Raw genomic sequence first — 17501 nt, 5'->3', positions numbered from 1 at the left:
GTGGATGCCCGGAGCATCGGCCAGCAGGGTCACGCGGCACCGTCCAAAGACGTGGCAGCGGCCCGAGCGGCGGCACGGCTGGCGGGGGTGGAGATGAGGCCCTTGGCCAGGAGCTTGGCTTCGAGGTCGGACCACCACGGGAGGTCGAGTTCGTTCCCGGCCCAGCCAGGGCAGCCAGGGGCGCACTTGGTCCAGTGGTGCCCGCAGGAGAGGTACTCCGGGCACTCGACCGGGAACGTCATGCCGCACCTGCCATGGGGATCGAGTCGATCAGGTCCAGCAGGTCGACGGGCTGAGGAGCGCGGTCTGATCCGGCCCACATGCCTCCAGAAACCCGCTCTGCGAGGACGTACGAGTTGCAGGCGGAACGGACGGCACAGCCGTCGCATGTAGCCCGCATCAGGTCGACGATGACCTCGGGGACTTCGATGGTGTCGGTCGTCCAGGGCAGAGCCTGAGCCTCGCGAGTGGTGCAGGCAGCGTCTGCCATCCAGTCCAGGCCGCTCATGAGTGCACCTCCGCATCGGAGGTCGAGCTGACGACCTCGCCGGCAACGACCTCTCCAGCGACCTCGGTGGACGCGTCACCGTGGCGGGTGCGGGGTTTGCGCGGCTTCCGTGTACGAGGAGCACCGCCAGGGGTCGAGGGGCCACGAGGGGGCCGGTTGTCGCCCGGACGGGTGTTCTTGGTCGAGGCAACGGCGGGGACCATGTCAGAGTCGGCCAGGCCGATGCGGTTGCTGAGGCCAACGGGCTCGGCGGTGCGAGTGTCGAGTGTCGTGGTGTCGTCGGTGTGGTGGTCGCGTCGACCGGTGGGGACCAGGTCGATGCCTCCGGCTGGGTAATGCCTGTTCATGTCTTGGATCTCCTCATCGGTGACGTAGGCAGCTCGGACTCGGACCGGGTCTTTGTGGCCAGCGAGCTGCTGGTAGCCGATCCCTTGGAGGTCCTCGGGGATGGCCTCGCAGTAGGCACCGGCGTTGTGGGCGTCCTCGCCTAGGGCCATGTCGACCTGACCGGCCGTCTTGAGTCGCTGAGCGATGCGGGTCGGGAACTGGTCACGCCACCGGACGACGTCCTTGGTGACGATCTGGGTGCAGGCGAACACGCTGTAACCGGGCGCGCGGCCCTTGGTCAGCAGCCGACCCATCGCGGACTCGATCCGGTTCTGGATCTGGCGGTCTTCGTTCAGCTCGGTCACGTCGGCCAGCTCGTCAACAAGGACGAGCACGAACGGGGTTTCCCGGGTGACGGTGAAGGAGCGAGCGATGCCGCGTAGGTCGATGGTGCGGTCATCCATGACGCCGACGGCGTCTTCGAAGAGCTTGGCCATGGCCTCGTAGTTGTCGCGCTCGTAGCGCTTGAACATGTCCTTGCCGAACTCCAGCTCCATCCCGCCCTTGGGGTCGATGGCCCACACCTGGACGAGTCCCGCCTTGATAAACGGGGCCAGCGCGCGTAGTAGCGACCAGACCACTGAGCCCTTGCCCGCGCCGGTCTCACCCGCGAGGAGGGTGTGGGTGCCGATCACCTTGAACAGCCACGGCTCCAGGAGGTCGGTGTAGCCGATGTGCAGCGCCTCCAGGCGAGCTACGTCCAAAGCGGTCTCATCGGTCGGGATCGCGATGGCGGGAATGACCTTGGTCAGCGGGTTGCGCTTCTCCAGCTCCAGCCAACACATCCCCGGCTTGTGAGAACGCACCCGGGCCTCGGAGGCCTTCATGGCGTTGGCGATGGCCTCGTCGGCACCCACCAAGACGCTGGGACCCATGCCCGCCGGCATCCGCACCAAGAGCCGATCCACCGCCGGAGTGGAGCGGACTTTGAGCAGCCGCGGGGCCAGGACCCGGCCACTGTGCCGGTCGGTGGTCGTCAGGCCACAGCGGCGCATCCAGAACGTCCACATCAGGCCGTACCAGAACCAGCGGGAGGCCCAGTTTCGGGCGAGGCGTCCAGCACGTCGACCGGCTGGACCGGCGAAGCGGGCGAAGGAGGCCGGGGCGAAGCGCCACCAGGCAGCCAGCCCGCCACCGGTCAGGGCGAGGGTGCCCAGGGTGAGGCCGAGGACCGGGAGCCAGCCGATACGACCAGCGGTCTCGACCAGGGCAGCGATCGCGCAGCCGAGGACCGCCAGCGGGAGGACCAGGCCCGGCCGGCGAATCAGGGACCACAGGACCCAGACGAGGGCCATGAGGAGCTTGAGCGTTGCGGCGCGGAGCTTGCCCGCGATCCAGTCACCCATCACTGCTCACCTCGCTCGTGACGCAGGAACGCGGCCTCGACCTGGTGCAGCCCGTCGGCGATGATCCGGGTTCCCCAGGACGCCTCGGCTGCCTCTGCGGCCAGGTCGGTGCCCCAGATCTCGTCATGGTCAGGAACCGAGCGACCCAGCTCCCGCAGCTCCTTCTCCAGCTCCTGAGCACGAGCAGCGAGACGACGAATGGTCGTGACCGCGTCGGCGTCGTTGTCGACGTCGAGGTGATCGGCCCACTCATCCATCCATGCAGTACGTCCGGTGCTCATCACGACACCCCCCGCGCGTGACGCTTGAACGCCATCTCCACAAGAGCGATCTCGGTCAGCGCCTGCGAGGCCGAGGTCTTCGAGGCCCGCACGTTCTCCGCGATGACCAGGCTGTAGACCGAGGAGCCGCCGCCGATGGAGGCGTGGACCAGGTCGAGGCGCATGGTGACCTCGTTGAGGTCGGTCGAGACCCGCCGCAGAGCCGAGAGAGCAGCGTCGTCATCGCGTACGCCAAGGGCATCGGCCCAGGCGTCTAGATCGGTGCGGAGACCGGAGCCGCCGCCGTAGATGCCCCACATCAGGACTCACCCCTCTCCTGGCCCCGCTCGTGGGCCTGGAAGGAGAGACGCAGGTCCATGAGCTGAGTCCAGGCTTGGTGGACCGTCTTGGACGCCTCGTGGATCGTGATCGCGAACTCGTCCATCGCGGTGACGGGGCGGCCGTGTTGGGGCACCGCGTTGTGCAGCCGCAGCAGAGCCCCCTCCAGCTCGGAGGCCTGAACTTCGAGACGCCGCATCAGCGCGCACGCATCGGCGTCGTTGGTGACCCCCAGGGCGGTCGCGACGGAGTCGAGGTCTCGACGGATCTCTACCATCACGACTCACCCCGCTCGTGACGTGCGAATGCCCGCCTGATCTGGGCGAGGAAGGTCAGGGACTCGCCTGCGTTCTGGATGCTGGTGGCCAGCCAGGAGCGGGTCTGGTCGGTCAGCTTGGCCCGGCGAACGCCCTCCGGCATCTGACCCAGGCAGATCTGCAGGTCGTGCATGGCGGCGTTGATGCGGAGCTCGAGCCGGTTGATGACGGCGATGGCTTCGCTGTCGTTGCGGGCACCCAGGGCCGAGGCCCAGGCGTCGAGTTCGGTGGTGGTGTTGTGGAACTTGCTCATCACGCCACACCCCTTTCGTGACGCTCGAAGGAGCGGCGCAGGAGCCGGAGTCCATCGGCCGCGTTGAGGGTGTCGGTGGCGGCGTCGTTGAGGGCCACGAGGATGTCGTCCCCACCGACCACGCCGGTGGTCTCGAAGCGCTTCTGGAACCAGTTCAGCTCTCCGGCGACCGTCAGCAGACGGCCGTAGTAGTTGGACAGCGCCGTCATCGCGTCGGCGTCGTTGTCGACCCCGAGGATCTCGGCCCAGGCGTCCAGGTCCTTACGTCGGTTGGTCACCATCAGACTTGCCCTTCCGTGCTCTGGTTACTGCTCTGGTTGCTCTGGTTGGTTGCTTGGTTGGGACCCGCCAGCCGCCACGCCTTCCCAAACGCGACGGCCAGCGGGCGAATGTGGGGTTTGCTCGATGCCGTGGTCACAGGCCTGCTGCCTTCCCGCGACAGACCGGGCACACCGGGGTGGAGAGGTCGGGGTAGTCCCACGACCAGCGGCTGCCCGCGTTGGGCTGGCCGCACAGGGTGAAGTCGGCGTTGAGTCCGGCCAGGTGCGCCGGGTCGGACCCGTCACCGATCCACACCAGGTAGAGGCTCACGCCGCCACCGGCTCGGGGATCTCCGAGGGGACGACCTCGGCAGCCGTCACCTTGATGCTGACCGGAGCGGTCTGGGAGGCATCTGCTGACCAGCCGCGCCAGGTCCGGAACCGCTTGACGACCTCGCCGTAGGTGCCGCTGTCGTAGGTGTGCAGACGCGAGGCGTCGTGGTCTTCCTGAAGCCGCAGCTCCTCGACCAGGACCCCGGCAGCACTCCAGGACTCGGCGTGTACGTCGATCTCGATGCACTCGACCCACGGCCCGGTCAGGTGGAAGGTGTCGACCCGGATGGAGAGGACCTCCACGTCCGAGACCGACTCCAGTAGACCCAGTGCCCAGGTCAGCTCATGGGCCCGCATCAGGCAGCCGCCTTCGAGTTGGTGCCGGTGGTGCTGGTCTTCGCCGGGGCAGCCGTCTGCGGCGCGATCATCTCGGACGCGGTCAGAGACCACTGCAGACGCGGACGCGGACCGTTGGTGTCGATCCACGGCACCGCGATCAGGCCGACGAACTCGACCGGCACGAACGGCAGACCGGTCTCGTTGGCCGGGGGCACCGGCTGGTGCTTGGCCAGGATCTTGACGTTGACCGTCTTCTCGTTCTTCCGGGCCTCCGGGTCCGCATCCAGCACGGGAACGGTCCAGACCGGCAGCCCGGACTCCTCATCGATCTTCTGCGGCATTGACCCATCCGGCCGCTTGCCCGCGTTGAAGTCCAGCACCGGGCCGACCTCACCCACCAGGTAGGCCCCGTTGGGGAACGGTCCGTCGAACTTCATGTTCAGTCGTCGCGGCATCGCCATTGCTTTGCTCCTTCGTGATCCCCTCCCTATTAGAGGGGGTTCTATTGACGAAGGTAGCACCCCTATCATAATAAAACCAGCTCTATTCTGAATCTGCAGGTCAGGCTGCGTTTAGCGCTACCCTTAAGTGAAGGCATCACCGAGCAGAAGAGAGAGCGAACGATGGCCCTCGGCTACCGCGAACTAGCGGCCGAACTGCGAGCAGGGATCGAACGAGGCGAGTTCCCAGCGGGCTCGACACTGCCCAAGCAGACCGACATTGCCGAGCAGTACGGGGTCAACATCAAGACCGTCCGCAACGCCGTTGGTCTCCTTGAGGCCGAAGGACTGGTTACCCCGGTACGTCGGCGGGGCACCGTCGTGCGGGAGCGTCCACCGATGCGGCGCCTGGGCGCGGAGCGGTACGCGAAGAGCAAGTGGAAGTACGGCAGCAGCCCGGCGTTCATTGCCGACCGTGAAGCAAGCGGGCAGCCGTACGAGCGCAGCGACCAGACCCAGACGGTTGACCTCGTCAAGCCGCCGGCACGTGCGGCCGAGGTGCTGGACGTGGACGCGGAGGGATCTGTCTACGCGCGCTCGAGGATCGTCCGCCAGGACGGCAAGCCAACGACGTGGCTTACGAGCTACTACCGAGTCGAGGACGTCGAGGGAACCCCAATCACGGACCCAACGCCCGGACCGGCCGGGCAAGGAGGCGGATTCGCCGTGCTCACGCTCCAAGGCCTGGAGCCCCACTCGGTCACAGAGACCTTCTACGCGCGGATGCCCACGCCCGAGGAGATAGAGGTGATGGAGCTCCCCGCCGGCGAACCCGTCATGCGGCTCGAGAGGATCACCCGCACCAAGGACGGGTATGCCGTGGAGTACGCCGACGGGGCTTACGCAGCTTCGAGGTTCTCCTGGAGCTACACGTTCGACATGCCAGACTGACTCGCATGCCTACGCTCATGGAGGACGCCCAGACACTGTGGGAGTTCCACCAGATGCGCCACGAGCCACGCAATACCGACGTCGCCATCGGCTTGGGCAGCCATGACATCGGCGTGGCCGAACACGCCGCGGACCTCTACCGCCAAGGGTGGTTCCCGCTGATCGTGTTCACTGGTGCGAATGCCCCTACGACCGTCAACGACTTCCCCCGGGGTGAGGCGGTCGAGTTCGCGGAGCTGGCCGAGGAACTAGGGGTTCCCGCCTCCGCGCTGCGGATCGAGCCTCGAGCAACCAACACGGGCGAGAACATCACGTTCACGCGTGACCTCCTCGAGAACGAGGGCATCACACCGCGCACTGCCACCCTGATCAGCCGGCCCTACCAACAGCGTCGGGCGTACGCGACAACCCGCAAGATCTGGCCGGAGCTCGAGGTGACCTGCTCCGCACGTGTGCAGGAGCTGCCCGACTACATCGCCAGCATCGGGAGCACTCGTCGCGTGCTCGACATGCTCGTCGGAGACACGCAACGTCTGTGGGTCTACGCCGACCGTGGCTTCGCTGCTCCTCAGCAGATAGACGACGACACATATGCGGCGTATGAACGGCTCGTGGCGGCTGGATACACAAGCCGACTGCTGGAATCGAACGTGCGTTCGATATGATGAGGTGTGTCGGCCAACCCTCCCAAGAACGACGCCTGGCCCAGTCCCAGGCACTGGCTACACGTCTGGGTGCACCGCCAACGCCGGAACTACCCGCCACCCATGCCCGGCCTCGTCCTGAAGTGGGAGCTGCACAAGGGCAGGTGGCGCGCTTGGGTGATCTGGGTCGACACCACGTACGCCCGGCCGGAGATCCGGTGGGACTGGTTAAGCGTCAAGGAGATGCGGCCAGCGAAGAGCGACATCAATGTCTGGAACGACAGGTATCGCTAGGGTTTCCCGGCTCTATTTCGACGCATATCTCGACTCTCCCGTTTGGGTCGTTAGCCTTGGGGCGGTGGGCCCTCAGGCATCCAGCGAGCCACCGCGATAATGCGATAGCGGACATCGTTCCAACGCTGCTTGTCGGCCGTGCGTCTCTTGACTAGAGCGTGTGAGGCTCCGCCTGGAGCCTCCGTGACCGGATCTGAAACAACGCCCGCATCGCCGTTTAATCGTACGGTTCCTGCGGGAAACTCAAGACCATAATTGTCGGTCCAGTCGTAGATGTTCTCCCGGCCGACTTCTCCATCTGGGAGCAAGGATTCGAGATTCACAGAAAGCCCGTCTTCGCCCTTGCTTAGGTTAAAGGCCGCCTTCGTCGGTTCGATTCGATTCGTGCCCGCGTTCGGTATGGTCACGAAACTTGGACGCATGGGGACTCTGCGTAGAAGAGTCTCGCTGTCCAGAATGCGTTCGTCGTCCCAAAAGTCTTGCTGGCTCACCGGTTCTGAACGTCCGCCTTCGGAAAGAGGGAGCGCCACGCAGGATTGACTTCATCTGCGCGAATCGTCAAGGCTGAAAGCACGCTTCGCAGCCCCGAAATATCCTCTGACGTAATCTGACGATCGCCGCCCTTGCGAAGGACCCAATATGCGTCCTCTTCGGTCGTGACGAACTCCAAGCCGTAATCGACGACGCGCCACTCTGCTGTAACGTCTCCATCTTCGTCGACCGAAAGAGTCGGATACAGCGTCCCGGGAACTAGCAGGGAGCGAAGGTAATGAGCCATTCGCGCTAGAGCCATCGAGTTCGGAGTGACCGCGTCCGGGGCGTAATCACCGTCCACGAGTTGCTCAAGTTGCCATCTGGCGTACTCGTAGCCCGCATTCGCGGGCCGCCAGTGACTGTTGGTCTTTCCGAAAAACAGGCGGTTTAAGAGTGCGTCGCCGACGCCCACCGGGTGGGCGCTCACGAAGATATCTACTGGTGGCTTTGGTCTCTTCGGAGCCGCTTGCTTCGTCGTCTTTGAAGCGACCTTAGCGCCACTCTTCCGTGACTTTCGGATCGTGCCCGACGGGAGTGTGGGCTCTTTGAGCCACGCGCTGTGTCCGTGATGCTGATGGCGTGCCACCTGCTCTTTTACTGTCATGCCTCGCGCCCCCATGACTTCTGCATTGCGTCACTAGTAAAGCGAAGGAAAGATTGAATTACAGCTTCGTGGGCGAATGAGATTCCGCCATCGTTATCGGGAACCCCTTCGATCTTGCCGTCATCCGTTAGTGGAGGGGCAAATCGCGAACTCAGATTCAGTGCTGTGCTGTCCCGTTCGATGTCGAGCATCAACTCGAGAGTGCAATTCTCAACTCCCGTGTCATCGATGTGCATCCGGAGGCCGCTGTAGTGAGAATCTGGCAACGTGGCGCCACCTGCACTGCCCTGCCACTGCGAAGCAACGCCAACCAAAGTTTCTGGGATCGAGTTCGGCGCAAGCTCATTCGCGTAAAAGCACTCAGAATGCGTGACCACGACCTCCTCGTCTATCTCCTCGTCAACGACCGCTCTGAACTCTTGGAATCTCCCAACGAGGTCTTCGTAAAGCGAGTCGAATCCTGGATAGCGTGCGCCCTCCTCGAACACCCATGACCGAACGAAACGGTCGTTCTGGAGTCCGATCGCATCTCGTTCGTCAGCCGTGCTAAAAATTAGGTACGGAAACGGCCAGATCGCATCATCGTCTTCTCCGTCTGGTGCGCCAGCCCTGCGGTGCGGCCGCAGCGGAGGTAAGCCCGCGGTCGCTGGGTAGCGGTCCCGCCACAGTTCGCGAAGCCGTGAGAGGTGCAGGACCTGAAGGGCATCAACCGGCCGGAAGAAGATCGTGAGGATCACAGTTCGCACCGGCGGCTCTACAAACCGTGCGCCGGTCGCCACGTCGCTCATGGCCACACCATAGCCGACAAGGTCGCATCGAATTATGAGAATGTGAGTGATTCGTGCCTGCGCTTTGCCAGGGCGTGTATCCAGAAGGACCAGGTGCCCAACTTTGCCCTAGCCCGGCCTGCAAAGTGGTCGACGAGCGTCGTGACTCTCGGCGTGTGACCGTGAGAACTTTCTCTACTGACTCAAGGCGCGCTCCGCGCGCAGGGCCCGCCGCCGGCGGGCCAGGGACCCCCGCGCTCCCGGGCATGCGGCCTGGCGGCCGGTCCCTCCCGCGCACCCCCGTCCCGACGGCACCGGGCCAAAACGAGAAGAGCGCCCAGTCCGTAGACCAAGCGCTCACTCTCCAGGCGTCGACCAACCCGGCTCATCCATCTCGACCGGCAACACCGGCATCCCGAACGGCAGCTCGACCACGTTCCCGTACGCCTCCTGCCACGCCGCCCACTCCAGATCGCTCCGAGCCGTCATCCGATCCACCCGCTCCGGCAAAGGCAGCGACGGATCGTCCAGCAGCTCCGGCGGGAACTCGACCACAGGCTTCCTCATGCCTGCCTCTTACCCCGACCCGGCCTGTTCTAAACCGAAAGCACGAAAAGTTCTCACGAGGCACAGCTCCGAGCCCTGCCGTCGATGCGCGCGAGATCCAGGTGCTCGGGGATCCAATGTCATCGAGACGGTGGCGACTCGATGACCTCTCCACCCCGTGCCAGCCACCACTCCCGATACTCCTCGAAGGAAGAAGTAACCGCAGCGCCACCGGGCTCGTCGTCGAACCCATACTCGTACTGGCAGCCCGCGCAGACCTCGTTGGACGGCTGGCCGAGCGTATCGAAGTAGGGCGGCTTGGCACCTTCGGGAACGATGCCCAAGTAGTTCTTGTACGGCGGTCTGCGCAATGGGTGATAGCCGCAGACCGGGCACACCAGTCTCGGGTCATGGTCTCGGCGCGCAAGGTCACCCACAGCTCGATCATGCCAGGCTCGGCGGCAGGACGGCTACGGGTCGACGTCGAGGTGATCACGGATCCAGTAAGAGGGCTGATGACGAGGGGGAGGTGGGGGCGGCTGCCGGTGGGGACACTCCCCGCGACGCTTCTATGATCGGTGGTGTTGGGCAGCGTGGGGGCAAGCCCCCAGGCCCCCGCCAATGGGGCCAGGTGCCGGACGGGGTTGCGCTTCGCCCCCGCGATACGGACGAACGCTCGTGCCTGACAAACTGCCTGACAACGTCCCACATCCAGTGCCGTCAAGCATGGACGAATACGGACGATCGGCCGCGTAAGGATCGAATGAATGTTCGATGGCATTGTCGTTTGCAAGCAGGGGGTTAGGGGTTCGAGTCCCCTACGCTCCACCAGAATCGAGGCTGCTGAGTGAGCATCCGCATCAGCAGCGAGGTCTACACCGAGGTCTCACCGACCCACGAGGTCAACGAGGACTTCGTGCTCGTCGGGCAGGACTTCGTCATCGTGCTCGACGGGGCGACGCCTGTCGCCGGGCTCGAGACCGGATGCATCCATGACGTGCCGTGGCTGGTGCGCCACCTGGGTCTCCGGCTGGCCGAAGGGATCACCGCGCCGGGTGACGCAGGTCTGGCGACCATCCTCGAGCGCGCGATCGAGCAGGTCTGCGAGGCTCACGCGGACACCTGCGATCTCGACGATCCCAACAGCCCGTCCTCGACGGTTGCCCTTCTCCGTGTGCGGAGCGGAAGCGCGGACTACCTGACCCTTGCGGACTCGTTCGTCGTGTTCCGGATGGACGATGGCAGCATCCGTCAGATCACCGATGACCGGCTCGACCACCTCGACGACTACTCGGTGGCCGCGTTCGGTGCGGCTCGCAACACCCACGAAGGGTTCTGGGTGGCCAGCACCGTGCCGGAAGCCGCTCGCCATGCCGTCACGGGCAGCATCGACCTCGGTTCGACGCCAGTCCGCGAGGCTGCCGTGCTGACCGACGGGGCTGCGACGCTCGTAGAGCGCCACGGCTGGACCTGGGAGCAGCTGCTCGACCTCCTCGATCGAGGCCCGGAGGAGCTGGTGCGGCGTACGCGAGAGGTCGACGAGGTCGCCACCACCGGGTTTCACGGGAAACGGCACGACGACGCGACTGCCGTGCTCTGCCGCCTCACCGGCAGCGTGTGACCTCAGGTCCGCCATCCGGTCAGCCTGGCGTCGGGATCATCCTGTCGATCACGGTGTGCAGGTGGTCGCGGAACCGGTCCAGGGTCGGGGCATCGTCGGTGGGGACCCGGTCGCCGGCGGCATCGATGATGCCGGCCTGGGCGAAGGAGTGCGCGGTCCACACGATGGTGAAGACGAGCATCTCGACGTCGACGTCGGCGCCGATCCCGGCACGTGACAGGGCGGTCCGCACCGCGCCCGCGACCTCGGCGATCAGGGGTCCGGCGAGGTCGCTCTCGAACTCGATGAGGTCCTTGCCCTCCGAGAGCCAGCGCCGCATCCACAGCGCCGGCACCTCGCGGTGCTCGAGGCAGAAGGCGAGGTACGCATCGACGAAGTCGATCAGCCCGGCCAGGGTCCCGGCGGGAGTCGGGTCCGTGGACTCCAGATGCTTCAGCGCGTCGAGGACGACCGCGCGCTGGGCCTCGTGGGCGCGGCGCATGACCTCGCGGTAGAGCTGTGGCTTGCTGCCGACGTGGTAGGCGACGGTGGCGATGTTGAGCCCGACGGCGTCCGCGATCGCGCGCGTGCTGGTGGCGTCGTAGCCGCGCTCCGCGAAGAGGTCCGTCGCGGCGACCAGGATCCGCTCTCGACTGTGGGTGTCGTCGGCGCGCTGGCTCATGGACCCGAGGATAACCGTCTCCATCACTTGTTGGAGAAATCCTCGGAAGAGCCTTGTCCTGCTCTCCATCATGCGATTGACTGACGGCCGATCAGATACCCAGGAGGGCTCATGGACATCACCGACGTAGCGGTGATCGGCGCCGGCGCGGCCGGTCTCACCGCGGCGAAGGCGTTGCTCGACGAGGGTCTGTCGGTCACCGTGCTCGAACGTGGCGACCGTCCGGGCGGGCTGTGGGCACGGGACAACGCGAGCGGCCTGTCGCCCGCCTACGACAGCCTCCATCTCAACACCAGCAAGGGCCGGACCGAGTTCGTCGACTTCCCGATGTCCGTCGACTGGCCCGACTATCCCTCCGCGGACATGATCGCCGGCTACCTGACGGCCTACGCCGACGAGCACGGGGTGACCGAGCGGATCCGCTTCAGCACCACCGTCACCGACGTACGCCGCACCGGCGACGGGTGGGAGGTCACCGCGACCGGTCCCGACGGCGCTGCGAGCACCGAACAGTTCGGCGCGGTCGTGGTCGCGAACGGCCACAACTGGGACCCTCGCTGGCCCTCGCCTGCCTACCCCGGTGACTTCGACGGGCACCAGATGCACGCCCACGACTACCGCTCGCCGGACGTCTTCGCAGGTCAGCGTGTGCTGGTCGTCGGGATGGGCAACTCGGCGATGGACATCGCGGTCGACGCGTCCCACGTCAGCGACGGGCCGGTGCTGCTCTCGGCGCGGCACGGGACCCACATCGTGCCGAAGTACCTCTTCGGCCGCCCGGCCGATGCCACCGGGGCTGCCCTCGCGCGACTCCCCTGGCGTCTCCGGCAGCGGATCGCGGAGACGATGCTGCGGGTCGCGGTCGGGCGGCCGGAGGCGTACGGGTTGCCGGCGCCGGCGGGCGGACTGTTCCAGAACCATCCGACGATCAGCGACACGATCCTGCACCGGCTGACCCACGGCGAGGTGGTCGCGCGGCCGGGGATCGAGCGCTTCGACGGCGCCACCGTCAGGTTCACCGACGGGAGCACCGATGAGGTCGACGTCATCGTCTGGGCCACCGGATACCGGGTCAGCCTGCCGTTCCTCGGCACGGAATGGACGGGTGAGGACCCCGAGTCGATGCCGTTGTTCATGCGCGTCTTCCACCTCGAGGACCCGACGCTCGCGTTCACCGGCCTGATGCAGTCGACCGGGGCCGCGCTCCCGGTCGTCGAGGCCCAGGCCAAGCTCGTCGCGGCCTGTTTCAGCGGTCGCTACGGGCTTCCCGCCCCCGCCGCGCAACGGGCCGCGGTGACCAAGGCGTACGCCGCGGCGCTGGCGCGGTGGGGCGCGAAGCGGCCGATGATGCGCATCGACTTCGACCAGTACGTCGCCGCGGTCCCTCGGGAGATCGCCGCCGGCGTCGGCCGCGCCGGTCCGGCCCGAAACCCGTCCGTCACCAGCGAGGAGTCCCGCGCATGAGCAGGCAGAACCAGCAGGACGTACGTGGCAAGCGGGTCCTCATCACCGGAGCCTCCGGCACCATCGGCCGCGCGCTGGGCGCTCGCTTGGTGGCGCAAGGGGCACAGGTCGTCGGGCTCGACATCCGTCCGACCGGCAACGAGCCCTACCCGGTCGTCGCGTGCGACGTCACCGACGACGCGAGCGTCACGACCGCAGTCGCGGACGCCGTCGCTCGGCTGGGCGGAGGGCTCGACATCCTCGTCAACAACGCGGGCATCGGCGGCCCGGCGCCTGCGGAGCTGCCTCCCGGCGAGGAGGTACGCCGCCAGCTCGACATCAACCTCCTCGGCACCTGGCGGGTCACGGCGGCCTGCGTCGACGCGCTCGTCGCCGACCGTGGCCGGGTGGTGATGGTCGCCTCGCGGATGGCGGTTCTCCAGCTGCCGCTGGCCGCTGCGTACGGAGCCTCCAAGCGGGCGATGGTCGCCTACGCCGACGCGCTGCGCCACGAGCTCGGCACCCATGTCGGGGTCACCTGCGTCTATCCGTCGGCGGTGCGCAGCCCGATCCACGACTCGACCGCGTCCGCCGGACTCTCGCTGGAGGGGATGAGCAGCTACGAGCCGCTGGAGGGTGTCGTGGACGCGATCGTCCGCGCGGCCACGTCGAACCGCGTACGCCGCGACGTCACCACCACGCGCCGAGGAGCGCTCGAGTTCTTCGTCGCCCGCCACCTGCCGGCCGTGTCGGACCGCATCGTGCGGCGCACCCTGGCCGAGCGTGCGCGGGCCGGCGCCTTCGACGGTGCCGACCTCGCCGTCGGCGTCGTGCGCCGCCACCGGGAGATGGCATGACCACGCTGCCGGCGGTTGGCCGCGCGTCAGCCCGGACTCTGTCGGCGTACGGCGTCGGCTCGGTCGGGATGGGCGTATGGGTCACCGTCCCGGGCCTGCTGCTCCTCTACTTCCTCACCGACGTGCTGGGCGTCGCGCCGTTCCTGGCAGGCCTGACGATCCTCGCGCCGAAGGTGATCGACGTGATCGTCCACCCGCTGCTCGGCTCCCGCTCGGATCGCGAGGCCGTACGTCTGGGACACCGACGATCGATGATGACCCGTGGCGCCCTGCTGGGCGTCGCGATGGCCGCGCTCTTCGCCGTTCCCGGCAGCCTCGACGGCTGGTCGGCCGCGGCCTGGGTCTGCTGCTGGCTGGTAGTCGGCAACCTGCTCTTCGCGAGCTTCCAGGTGCCCTACCTGACGACGGCGTCCGACCTCGACATCGACTATCACGAGCGCACCCGCGTCTTCGTCTACCGGATGGCCTTCCTGACCGTCGGGCTGCTCGGCGCTGGGGTGATCGCCCCGGCCCTGACCGCGTCCGGCAGCCGCGCGGCGTACGCCCGGATGGCCGTCGTCCTCGGCGTCGTCATCGTGATCACGGCGTTCGTCGCCATCCGAGGGGTCAGGCGGCTCACGGCCGAGACCGGTGTGCGCGCCCCGGAGACGGGAGCGGCCCATTCGGTGCTCGACGACCTCCGGGTCGCGTGGCGCGACCGCAACTTCCGCTTCCTCGCGCTGTCCTACCTGCTGACGGGTACGACGACCCATCTGTTCCTGGCCGCGCTGCCCTTCGTGACCGACCACATCTTCGACGACAAGAAGCTGACGGCGCTGTTGATGGGCTTGTTCCTCGGCCCGGCGCTGGTCGCGGGGCCGGGCTGGCGGGCGCTGTCGCGCCGGATCGGCAAGCAGCGCGGGCTGCTGCTGTGCCAGTCGATCTTCGTGGTGGGCTCGCTGGTCCTTCTGGCCGGCGCGGCGGTCGGGATCGCAGTGACCGCTCCCGCGGTCGTCGCGCTCGGTGTCGCCTTCGCCGGCCTGCAGTTGTTCGCGTTCTCGATGGTCCCCGACGCCGTGGACGCCGCCCGCTCCGCCGGGGTCTCCCGGGCGGGCGCCTACACCGGTGCCTGGACGGCGACCGAGGCGCTCGGCACCGCGCTCGGGCCCTACCTGTACGCCGGGGTCCTCGGCCTCGGTGGCTTCGTGTCCGGCACCGCCGGCGAGCAGATCGTCCAACCGCACTCGGCGCTGGTGGCCGTGGTCGTCGGGTTCACGATCGTGCCCGCCGTCCTGATGAGCGCGGCGATCCTGCTGCAGCGCCGTTACGAGCTCGACTCGACCGCGTCCTGAAGCAGGGCGGCGTACGCGGGCCGCAGCTCCTCGGACCTGGCCATGACCCGCTGGACGACGAGGGCGGCGTCCTCCTCGGCCGGAGGCTCTGGCGCGTCGAGCACGCCGGCGAGGTGGTCCAGGCAGACATGCCAGCCGACGGCGGAATCGGTGTTCCCGGTGGGACTGCCGAACCAGGTCATGAAGGTGAGGCGGGTGCCGTCGTCGGTCGGCTCGAGCTCGAAGCGGAGCAGGTCGGTCAGCTCCTCACGGCCGTCCATCCCCCAGGTGAACTCGAAGGTCCGGGGCGGGTCCCAGACCCGCAGCTCCCCCGCTGAGACGTAGTCGTCCGGGTCGACGCCCATCTCCTCGATCGCGTCGGTGGTGCTCGCCAGCTCCAGGCCCTCGGGCCAGAACGGGAGACTCAGCCGCGCTCCGGCAACACGCTCACCGACGATGTCCGTCGGGAACCAGTGCCGCAGGCCGTCCGTCTCGGTCAGTGCCCGCCACACCTTCTCGGGTGAGTGGCGGAGCTCGCGTACGTAGCGAAGGCCCGCCTTCTCGCCGTCGCGGAGCACCTCGCCCAGGGGTTCGGTCGTCTCGGTCATCTCTCAGTCCTCTTCGTGGTCGTGGTCGTCGAGCTGGTCCAGGTGGCGCTCGAGCGCGTCCAGGCGGTCGGCCCACATCCGGCGATACGGCGCCAGCCACTCCTCCAGCTCCCGGAGCCGCTCGGGCCGCAGCCGGTAGTGACGGCGCGGTCCGTCGACGCGTACGTGCACCAGGTCCGCCTCGCCCAGTATCCGCAGGTGCTTGGACACGTTCGGCTGGGCGAGCCCGAGGGTCTCCACCAGCTCGCCCACCCCCATCTCGCGCTGGCAGAGCAGGTCGAGGATCTGCCGACGGGTCGGGTCGGCGATCACGCTGAAGACGTCTCGGGTGGGCACTCCTTTAAGATGCCTCAACAGGAATATGCCTGTCAAGGAATATGATCGCCTACCGCAGCAGCTGATCGATGAGAATCCAGAGCGCGACGACGGCAAACCCGCCGGCCAGCAGGCCCAGTGCCACCGAGGCGTACGCCTGGGGTGGCGTCGAACGGCGAACCTGCGGCCGGGAGGGCGGCGCGGTCGGCTGAACCGGCGGCGGCGTGCCCGGTGTGATCGGTCGGTGCTCGCCCGTCCCGAAGATGTCGTCCATGGTGGCGGGGCCGGGGTCGGGCAGCGGTGCAGGAGCGTACGACGGGATCCTCGCGCCGGTCAGGGCGCTCAGCTTCTCGGCCTCGGCGGCCAGGGCGGCCTCCAGGTGGACTCGCGCCGGGTGTCCGTACGGAATGTCCTTGAGGATCCGGGTGTAGCGCTCGATCCGGCCGAGCACCCGCGCCCGCCTGCTGCCGTTCTGCAGACCCCACGCGAGGCAGGCGAGCACCACTGCGAAGAGACCCGAGACGATCGCGGCGCCCATGCTTCGGAGCGTAGTGGTCCCGGCTGCTCCGCGCTATCAGACCGCGATCGCGATCAGCGCGACCGCGGGCAGGACGGTGGAGGCGACGGTCCCCTTGATGCTGCCGCCTCGGGGGAGCCAGTATCCGAGGGCGTCGGCGATCCCCATGAACAACGAGGCGAGCAGCATGTAGATGCAGGTGAGGACCACGACGGTGACTCCGGTGGACTCGTCGCCGAAGTTCACCATCCAGAGGCCGACGAGCGTGCCGACGCCGGCGAGGGCGTTGCGGGCGCCGATGCAGAACGACCACAGATGGACGTTGCGGATGCCGTGCGGCTCGATCCCGAGGAACCGCTGGACCTCGGGGCGGTGGATGAAGAAGGCCTCTGCGGGGAAGACGGCGATGAGGATCAGGGCGGAGATGCCGGCACTGAGCTGCGCGACTGCGTTCATGAGGACCTGCTCGGGACGGGCCTCGACGAGTGAGGCTGTGGAGATCGTGGAAGCAACACGCGTCCGGCGGAACCCCGTGAACAGACGGTCGTCTGAGCACCGGAGAGCGGTATGATAGTCAGTCTTACTGACTATATTTGAGCAGGGTGCCGCACAGTGTCAAGGGGTCCGATCGATGTCGCAACGCTCATGCTCATCGCCTACCGGGCGATGGACGAACGGGTCATCTCCGCGATGCGGGACGCCGGCTACGACATCACGGTCGCGCAGGCCCGGCTCGCCCAGCGGATCGCCGAGGACGGCTCGCGCCTGGTCGATCTGGCCGAGCAGGCCCAGGTCACCAAGCAGACCGCCAGCGTGCTGGTCGCGGCGCTGGAGCGGGAAGGGCTCGTCGAGCGGGTCCCGGACCCGGCCGACGGTCGGGCGCGCCTGATCAGGTTCACCACGGCTGGGCAGGACGCCGCCGACCGCGCTCGAGAGGTCGTGATGGGCGTCGAGCAGGAGTGGAACGATCACCTCGGGCCGCGCCTGGCATCGGCCCTGCGGGAGGCGCTCACCTCGTTGCGTGAGCTCGTCGATCCGTACCGGTGA

At 67.2% G+C, this 17501-nt stretch carries 27 protein-coding genes; 8 read left to right on the top strand and 19 right to left on the bottom strand.

Annotated features, from left to right (window positions below; all coding sequences use genetic code 11):
* Nucleotides 1-29 precede the first annotated feature (29 nt).
* The 11 genes from BLT25_RS07925 to BLT25_RS07880 all read right to left on the bottom strand — a co-directional run bounded on the left by BLT25_RS07925 (nucleotide 30) and on the right by BLT25_RS07880 (nucleotide 4803).
* The gene (locus BLT25_RS07925) at nucleotides 30-242 is read right to left on the bottom strand and encodes a hypothetical protein (protein WP_091044004.1); all 213 of its coding nucleotides are present in this window, start codon (nucleotides 240-242) and stop codon (nucleotides 30-32) included.
* The gene (locus BLT25_RS07920) at nucleotides 239-508 is read right to left on the bottom strand and encodes a WhiB family transcriptional regulator (protein ID WP_091044001.1); all 270 of its coding nucleotides are present in this window, start codon (nucleotides 506-508) and stop codon (nucleotides 239-241) included. The genes BLT25_RS07925 and BLT25_RS07920 overlap by 4 nt, the downstream gene beginning before the upstream one ends.
* Nucleotides 505-2241, bottom strand: coding sequence for an FtsK/SpoIIIE domain-containing protein (locus BLT25_RS07915; protein ID WP_091043998.1), 1737 nt, complete (start codon nucleotides 2239-2241; stop codon nucleotides 505-507). Before BLT25_RS07915 ends, BLT25_RS07920 begins: the two co-directional genes overlap by 4 nt.
* Nucleotides 2241-2522 (bottom strand): hypothetical protein, encoded by a 282-nt coding sequence (locus tag BLT25_RS07910; RefSeq protein WP_143033676.1) that lies wholly within the window; start codon nucleotides 2520-2522, stop codon nucleotides 2241-2243. The genes BLT25_RS07915 and BLT25_RS07910 overlap by 1 nt, the downstream gene beginning before the upstream one ends.
* Complete coding sequence (locus BLT25_RS07905; protein ID WP_091043993.1) at nucleotides 2522-2821, bottom strand: hypothetical protein; 300 nt, start codon at nucleotides 2819-2821, stop codon at nucleotides 2522-2524. The genes BLT25_RS07910 and BLT25_RS07905 overlap by 1 nt, the downstream gene beginning before the upstream one ends.
* On the bottom strand, nucleotides 2821-3117 hold the full coding sequence (locus BLT25_RS07900; RefSeq protein ID WP_143033675.1) for a hypothetical protein: 297 nt from the start codon (nucleotides 3115-3117) through the stop codon (nucleotides 2821-2823). The genes BLT25_RS07905 and BLT25_RS07900 overlap by 1 nt, the downstream gene beginning before the upstream one ends.
* A complete protein-coding gene (locus BLT25_RS07895; RefSeq protein WP_091043987.1) occupies nucleotides 3117-3410 on the bottom strand; it encodes a hypothetical protein in 294 nt (97 codons plus the stop codon). Before BLT25_RS07895 ends, BLT25_RS07900 begins: the two co-directional genes overlap by 1 nt.
* Nucleotides 3410-3691: a hypothetical protein gene (locus BLT25_RS07890; RefSeq protein WP_091043985.1), complete on the bottom strand. Its 282-nt coding sequence runs from the start codon at nucleotides 3689-3691 to the stop codon at nucleotides 3410-3412. Before BLT25_RS07890 ends, BLT25_RS07895 begins: the two co-directional genes overlap by 1 nt.
* 133 nt (nucleotides 3692-3824) lie before the next feature.
* Nucleotides 3825-4001 carry a hypothetical protein gene (locus BLT25_RS29790; protein WP_176883688.1) on the bottom strand — a complete coding sequence of 59 codons (177 nt, stop codon included), beginning with the start codon at nucleotides 3999-4001 and terminating at the stop codon, nucleotides 3825-3827.
* On the bottom strand, nucleotides 3998-4360 hold the full coding sequence (locus tag BLT25_RS07885; RefSeq protein WP_091043983.1) for a hypothetical protein: 363 nt from the start codon (nucleotides 4358-4360) through the stop codon (nucleotides 3998-4000). The genes BLT25_RS29790 and BLT25_RS07885 overlap by 4 nt, the downstream gene beginning before the upstream one ends.
* Nucleotides 4360-4803 (bottom strand): plasmid replication, integration and excision activator, encoded by a 444-nt coding sequence (locus tag BLT25_RS07880; RefSeq protein ID WP_091043981.1) that lies wholly within the window; start codon nucleotides 4801-4803, stop codon nucleotides 4360-4362. The genes BLT25_RS07885 and BLT25_RS07880 overlap by 1 nt, the downstream gene beginning before the upstream one ends.
* A gap of 162 nt (nucleotides 4804-4965) precedes the next feature.
* On the opposite strand from BLT25_RS07880, the gene BLT25_RS07875 reads away from it, so the two are divergent.
* The 3 genes from BLT25_RS07875 (at nucleotide 4966) to BLT25_RS29785 (ending at nucleotide 6671) form a co-directional block, all read left to right on the top strand.
* Nucleotides 4966-5733, top strand: a complete 768-nt coding sequence (locus BLT25_RS07875; protein WP_091043978.1) for a GntR family transcriptional regulator — start codon at nucleotides 4966-4968, stop codon at nucleotides 5731-5733.
* Nucleotides 5734-5738: 5 nt separating this feature from the next.
* Nucleotides 5739-6398, top strand: a complete 660-nt coding sequence (locus BLT25_RS07870; protein WP_091043975.1) for a YdcF family protein — start codon at nucleotides 5739-5741, stop codon at nucleotides 6396-6398.
* A 102-nt stretch (nucleotides 6399-6500) separates the two neighbouring features.
* A complete protein-coding gene (locus BLT25_RS29785) occupies nucleotides 6501-6671 on the top strand; it encodes a hypothetical protein (RefSeq protein ID WP_176883686.1) in 171 nt (56 codons plus the stop codon).
* A gap of 487 nt (nucleotides 6672-7158) precedes the next feature.
* Here BLT25_RS29785 and BLT25_RS29455 read toward each other — a convergent pair whose 3' ends face one another.
* The 3 genes from BLT25_RS29455 to BLT25_RS07865 form a co-directional block, all read right to left on the bottom strand.
* Nucleotides 7159-7632, bottom strand: coding sequence for a hypothetical protein (locus BLT25_RS29455; protein WP_143033673.1), 474 nt, complete (start codon nucleotides 7630-7632; stop codon nucleotides 7159-7161).
* 173 nt (nucleotides 7633-7805) lie between these two features.
* Nucleotides 7806-8597: a hypothetical protein gene (locus BLT25_RS29450; RefSeq protein WP_143033672.1), complete on the bottom strand. Its 792-nt coding sequence runs from the start codon at nucleotides 8595-8597 to the stop codon at nucleotides 7806-7808.
* Between the two features lie 336 nt (nucleotides 8598-8933).
* The gene (locus BLT25_RS07865; RefSeq protein ID WP_143033671.1) at nucleotides 8934-9143 is read right to left on the bottom strand and encodes a hypothetical protein; all 210 of its coding nucleotides are present in this window, start codon (nucleotides 9141-9143) and stop codon (nucleotides 8934-8936) included.
* Nucleotides 9144-9969: 826 nt separating this feature from the next.
* On the opposite strand from BLT25_RS07865, the gene BLT25_RS07860 reads away from it, so the two are divergent.
* Nucleotides 9970-10743, top strand: a complete 774-nt coding sequence (locus BLT25_RS07860) for a protein phosphatase 2C domain-containing protein (RefSeq protein ID WP_256328502.1) — start codon at nucleotides 9970-9972, stop codon at nucleotides 10741-10743.
* A 19-nt stretch (nucleotides 10744-10762) separates the two neighbouring features.
* On the opposite strand, the gene BLT25_RS07855 is transcribed toward BLT25_RS07860, so the two are convergent.
* Nucleotides 10763-11404: a TetR/AcrR family transcriptional regulator gene (locus BLT25_RS07855; protein ID WP_091043970.1), complete on the bottom strand. Its 642-nt coding sequence runs from the start codon at nucleotides 11402-11404 to the stop codon at nucleotides 10763-10765.
* Between the two features lie 111 nt (nucleotides 11405-11515).
* On the opposite strand from BLT25_RS07855, the gene BLT25_RS07850 reads away from it, so the two are divergent.
* From BLT25_RS07850 to BLT25_RS07840, 3 genes are read left to right on the top strand one after another with little or no spacing between them, the layout of a single operon-like run.
* Nucleotides 11516-12868: a flavin-containing monooxygenase gene (locus BLT25_RS07850; protein ID WP_091043967.1), complete on the top strand. Its 1353-nt coding sequence runs from the start codon at nucleotides 11516-11518 to the stop codon at nucleotides 12866-12868.
* Nucleotides 12865-13704: an SDR family NAD(P)-dependent oxidoreductase gene (locus BLT25_RS07845; RefSeq protein ID WP_091043965.1), complete on the top strand. Its 840-nt coding sequence runs from the start codon at nucleotides 12865-12867 to the stop codon at nucleotides 13702-13704. Before BLT25_RS07850 ends, BLT25_RS07845 begins: the two co-directional genes overlap by 4 nt.
* Nucleotides 13701-15035 carry an MFS transporter gene (locus BLT25_RS07840; RefSeq protein ID WP_091043963.1) on the top strand — a complete coding sequence of 445 codons (1335 nt, stop codon included), beginning with the start codon at nucleotides 13701-13703 and terminating at the stop codon, nucleotides 15033-15035. The genes BLT25_RS07845 and BLT25_RS07840 overlap by 4 nt, the downstream gene beginning before the upstream one ends.
* Here BLT25_RS07840 and BLT25_RS07835 read toward each other — a convergent pair.
* The 4 genes from BLT25_RS07835 to BLT25_RS07820 are packed head-to-tail and all read right to left on the bottom strand — an operon-like array spanning nucleotide 15008 to nucleotide 16910.
* Nucleotides 15008-15622: an SRPBCC domain-containing protein gene (locus BLT25_RS07835; RefSeq protein WP_091043960.1), complete on the bottom strand. Its 615-nt coding sequence runs from the start codon at nucleotides 15620-15622 to the stop codon at nucleotides 15008-15010. The two genes, BLT25_RS07840 and BLT25_RS07835, sit on opposite strands and share 28 nt — an antisense overlap.
* Before the next feature lie 3 nt (nucleotides 15623-15625).
* Entirely contained in the window at nucleotides 15626-15958 is a 333-nt protein-coding gene (locus BLT25_RS07830; RefSeq protein WP_091043958.1) for an ArsR/SmtB family transcription factor, read from the bottom strand.
* Between the two features lie 49 nt (nucleotides 15959-16007).
* Complete coding sequence (locus BLT25_RS07825; RefSeq protein ID WP_091043956.1) at nucleotides 16008-16475, bottom strand: hypothetical protein; 468 nt, start codon at nucleotides 16473-16475, stop codon at nucleotides 16008-16010.
* A 36-nt stretch (nucleotides 16476-16511) separates the two neighbouring features.
* Entirely contained in the window at nucleotides 16512-16910 is a 399-nt protein-coding gene (locus tag BLT25_RS07820; RefSeq protein ID WP_091043955.1) for a DUF1304 family protein, read from the bottom strand.
* 189 nt (nucleotides 16911-17099) lie between these two features.
* On the opposite strand from BLT25_RS07820, the gene BLT25_RS07815 reads away from it, so the two are divergent.
* Nucleotides 17100-17501, top strand: a complete 402-nt coding sequence (locus tag BLT25_RS07815) for a MarR family winged helix-turn-helix transcriptional regulator (RefSeq protein ID WP_176883684.1) — start codon at nucleotides 17100-17102, stop codon at nucleotides 17499-17501.

The organism is Nocardioides sp. YR527 (genome assembly GCF_900101045.1).
In the GTDB taxonomy this organism is placed as follows: Bacteria; Actinomycetota; Actinomycetes; order Propionibacteriales; family Nocardioidaceae; genus Nocardioides.
The sequence above is the reverse complement of the archived record's forward strand: the minus strand, read 5'-3'. Positions and strand labels throughout refer to the sequence as shown.

What these genes read in the sequence shown, in the direction of transcription:
- BLT25_RS07820 (WP_091043955.1), bottom strand. Translation starts at nt 16,910, where the DNA reads ATGAACGCAGTCGCGCAGCTCAGTGCCGGCATCTCCGCCCTGATCCTC.
- BLT25_RS07885 (WP_091043983.1), bottom strand. Translation starts at nt 4,360, where the DNA reads ATGCGGGCCCATGAGCTGACCTGGGCACTGGGTCTACTGGAGTCGGTC.
- BLT25_RS07895 (WP_091043987.1), bottom strand. Translation starts at nt 3,410, where the DNA reads ATGAGCAAGTTCCACAACACCACCACCGAACTCGACGCCTGGGCCTCG.
- BLT25_RS07905 (WP_091043993.1), bottom strand. Translation starts at nt 2,821, where the DNA reads ATGTGGGGCATCTACGGCGGCGGCTCCGGTCTCCGCACCGATCTAGAC.
- BLT25_RS07835 (WP_091043960.1), bottom strand. Translation starts at nt 15,622, where the DNA reads ATGACCGAGACGACCGAACCCCTGGGCGAGGTGCTCCGCGACGGCGAG.
- BLT25_RS07890 (WP_091043985.1), bottom strand. Translation starts at nt 3,691, where the DNA reads ATGGTGACCAACCGACGTAAGGACCTGGACGCCTGGGCCGAGATCCTC.
- BLT25_RS07845 (WP_091043965.1), top strand. Translation starts at nt 12,865, where the DNA reads ATGAGCAGGCAGAACCAGCAGGACGTACGTGGCAAGCGGGTCCTCATC.
- BLT25_RS29450 (WP_143033672.1), bottom strand. Translation starts at nt 8,597, where the DNA reads ATGAGCGACGTGGCGACCGGCGCACGGTTTGTAGAGCCGCCGGTGCGA.
- BLT25_RS07880 (WP_091043981.1), bottom strand. Translation starts at nt 4,803, where the DNA reads ATGGCGATGCCGCGACGACTGAACATGAAGTTCGACGGACCGTTCCCC.
- BLT25_RS07900 (WP_143033675.1), bottom strand. Translation starts at nt 3,117, where the DNA reads ATGGTAGAGATCCGTCGAGACCTCGACTCCGTCGCGACCGCCCTGGGG.
- BLT25_RS07875 (WP_091043978.1), top strand. Translation starts at nt 4,966, where the DNA reads ATGGCCCTCGGCTACCGCGAACTAGCGGCCGAACTGCGAGCAGGGATC.
- BLT25_RS07840 (WP_091043963.1), top strand. Translation starts at nt 13,701, where the DNA reads ATGACCACGCTGCCGGCGGTTGGCCGCGCGTCAGCCCGGACTCTGTCG.
- BLT25_RS07920 (WP_091044001.1), bottom strand. Translation starts at nt 508, where the DNA reads ATGAGCGGCCTGGACTGGATGGCAGACGCTGCCTGCACCACTCGCGAG.
- BLT25_RS07855 (WP_091043970.1), bottom strand. Translation starts at nt 11,404, where the DNA reads ATGAGCCAGCGCGCCGACGACACCCACAGTCGAGAGCGGATCCTGGTC.
- BLT25_RS07815 (WP_176883684.1), top strand. Translation starts at nt 17,100, where the DNA reads ATGCTCATCGCCTACCGGGCGATGGACGAACGGGTCATCTCCGCGATG.
- BLT25_RS07910 (WP_143033676.1), bottom strand. Translation starts at nt 2,522, where the DNA reads ATGAGCACCGGACGTACTGCATGGATGGATGAGTGGGCCGATCACCTC.
- BLT25_RS07825 (WP_091043956.1), bottom strand. Translation starts at nt 16,475, where the DNA reads ATGGGCGCCGCGATCGTCTCGGGTCTCTTCGCAGTGGTGCTCGCCTGC.
- BLT25_RS07850 (WP_091043967.1), top strand. Translation starts at nt 11,516, where the DNA reads ATGGACATCACCGACGTAGCGGTGATCGGCGCCGGCGCGGCCGGTCTC.
- BLT25_RS29785 (WP_176883686.1), top strand. Translation starts at nt 6,501, where the DNA reads ATGCCCGGCCTCGTCCTGAAGTGGGAGCTGCACAAGGGCAGGTGGCGC.
- BLT25_RS07925 (WP_091044004.1), bottom strand. Translation starts at nt 242, where the DNA reads ATGACGTTCCCGGTCGAGTGCCCGGAGTACCTCTCCTGCGGGCACCAC.
- BLT25_RS07915 (WP_091043998.1), bottom strand. Translation starts at nt 2,241, where the DNA reads ATGGGTGACTGGATCGCGGGCAAGCTCCGCGCCGCAACGCTCAAGCTC.
- BLT25_RS07870 (WP_091043975.1), top strand. Translation starts at nt 5,739, where the DNA reads ATGCCTACGCTCATGGAGGACGCCCAGACACTGTGGGAGTTCCACCAG.
- BLT25_RS07865 (WP_143033671.1), bottom strand. Translation starts at nt 9,143, where the DNA reads ATGAGGAAGCCTGTGGTCGAGTTCCCGCCGGAGCTGCTGGACGATCCG.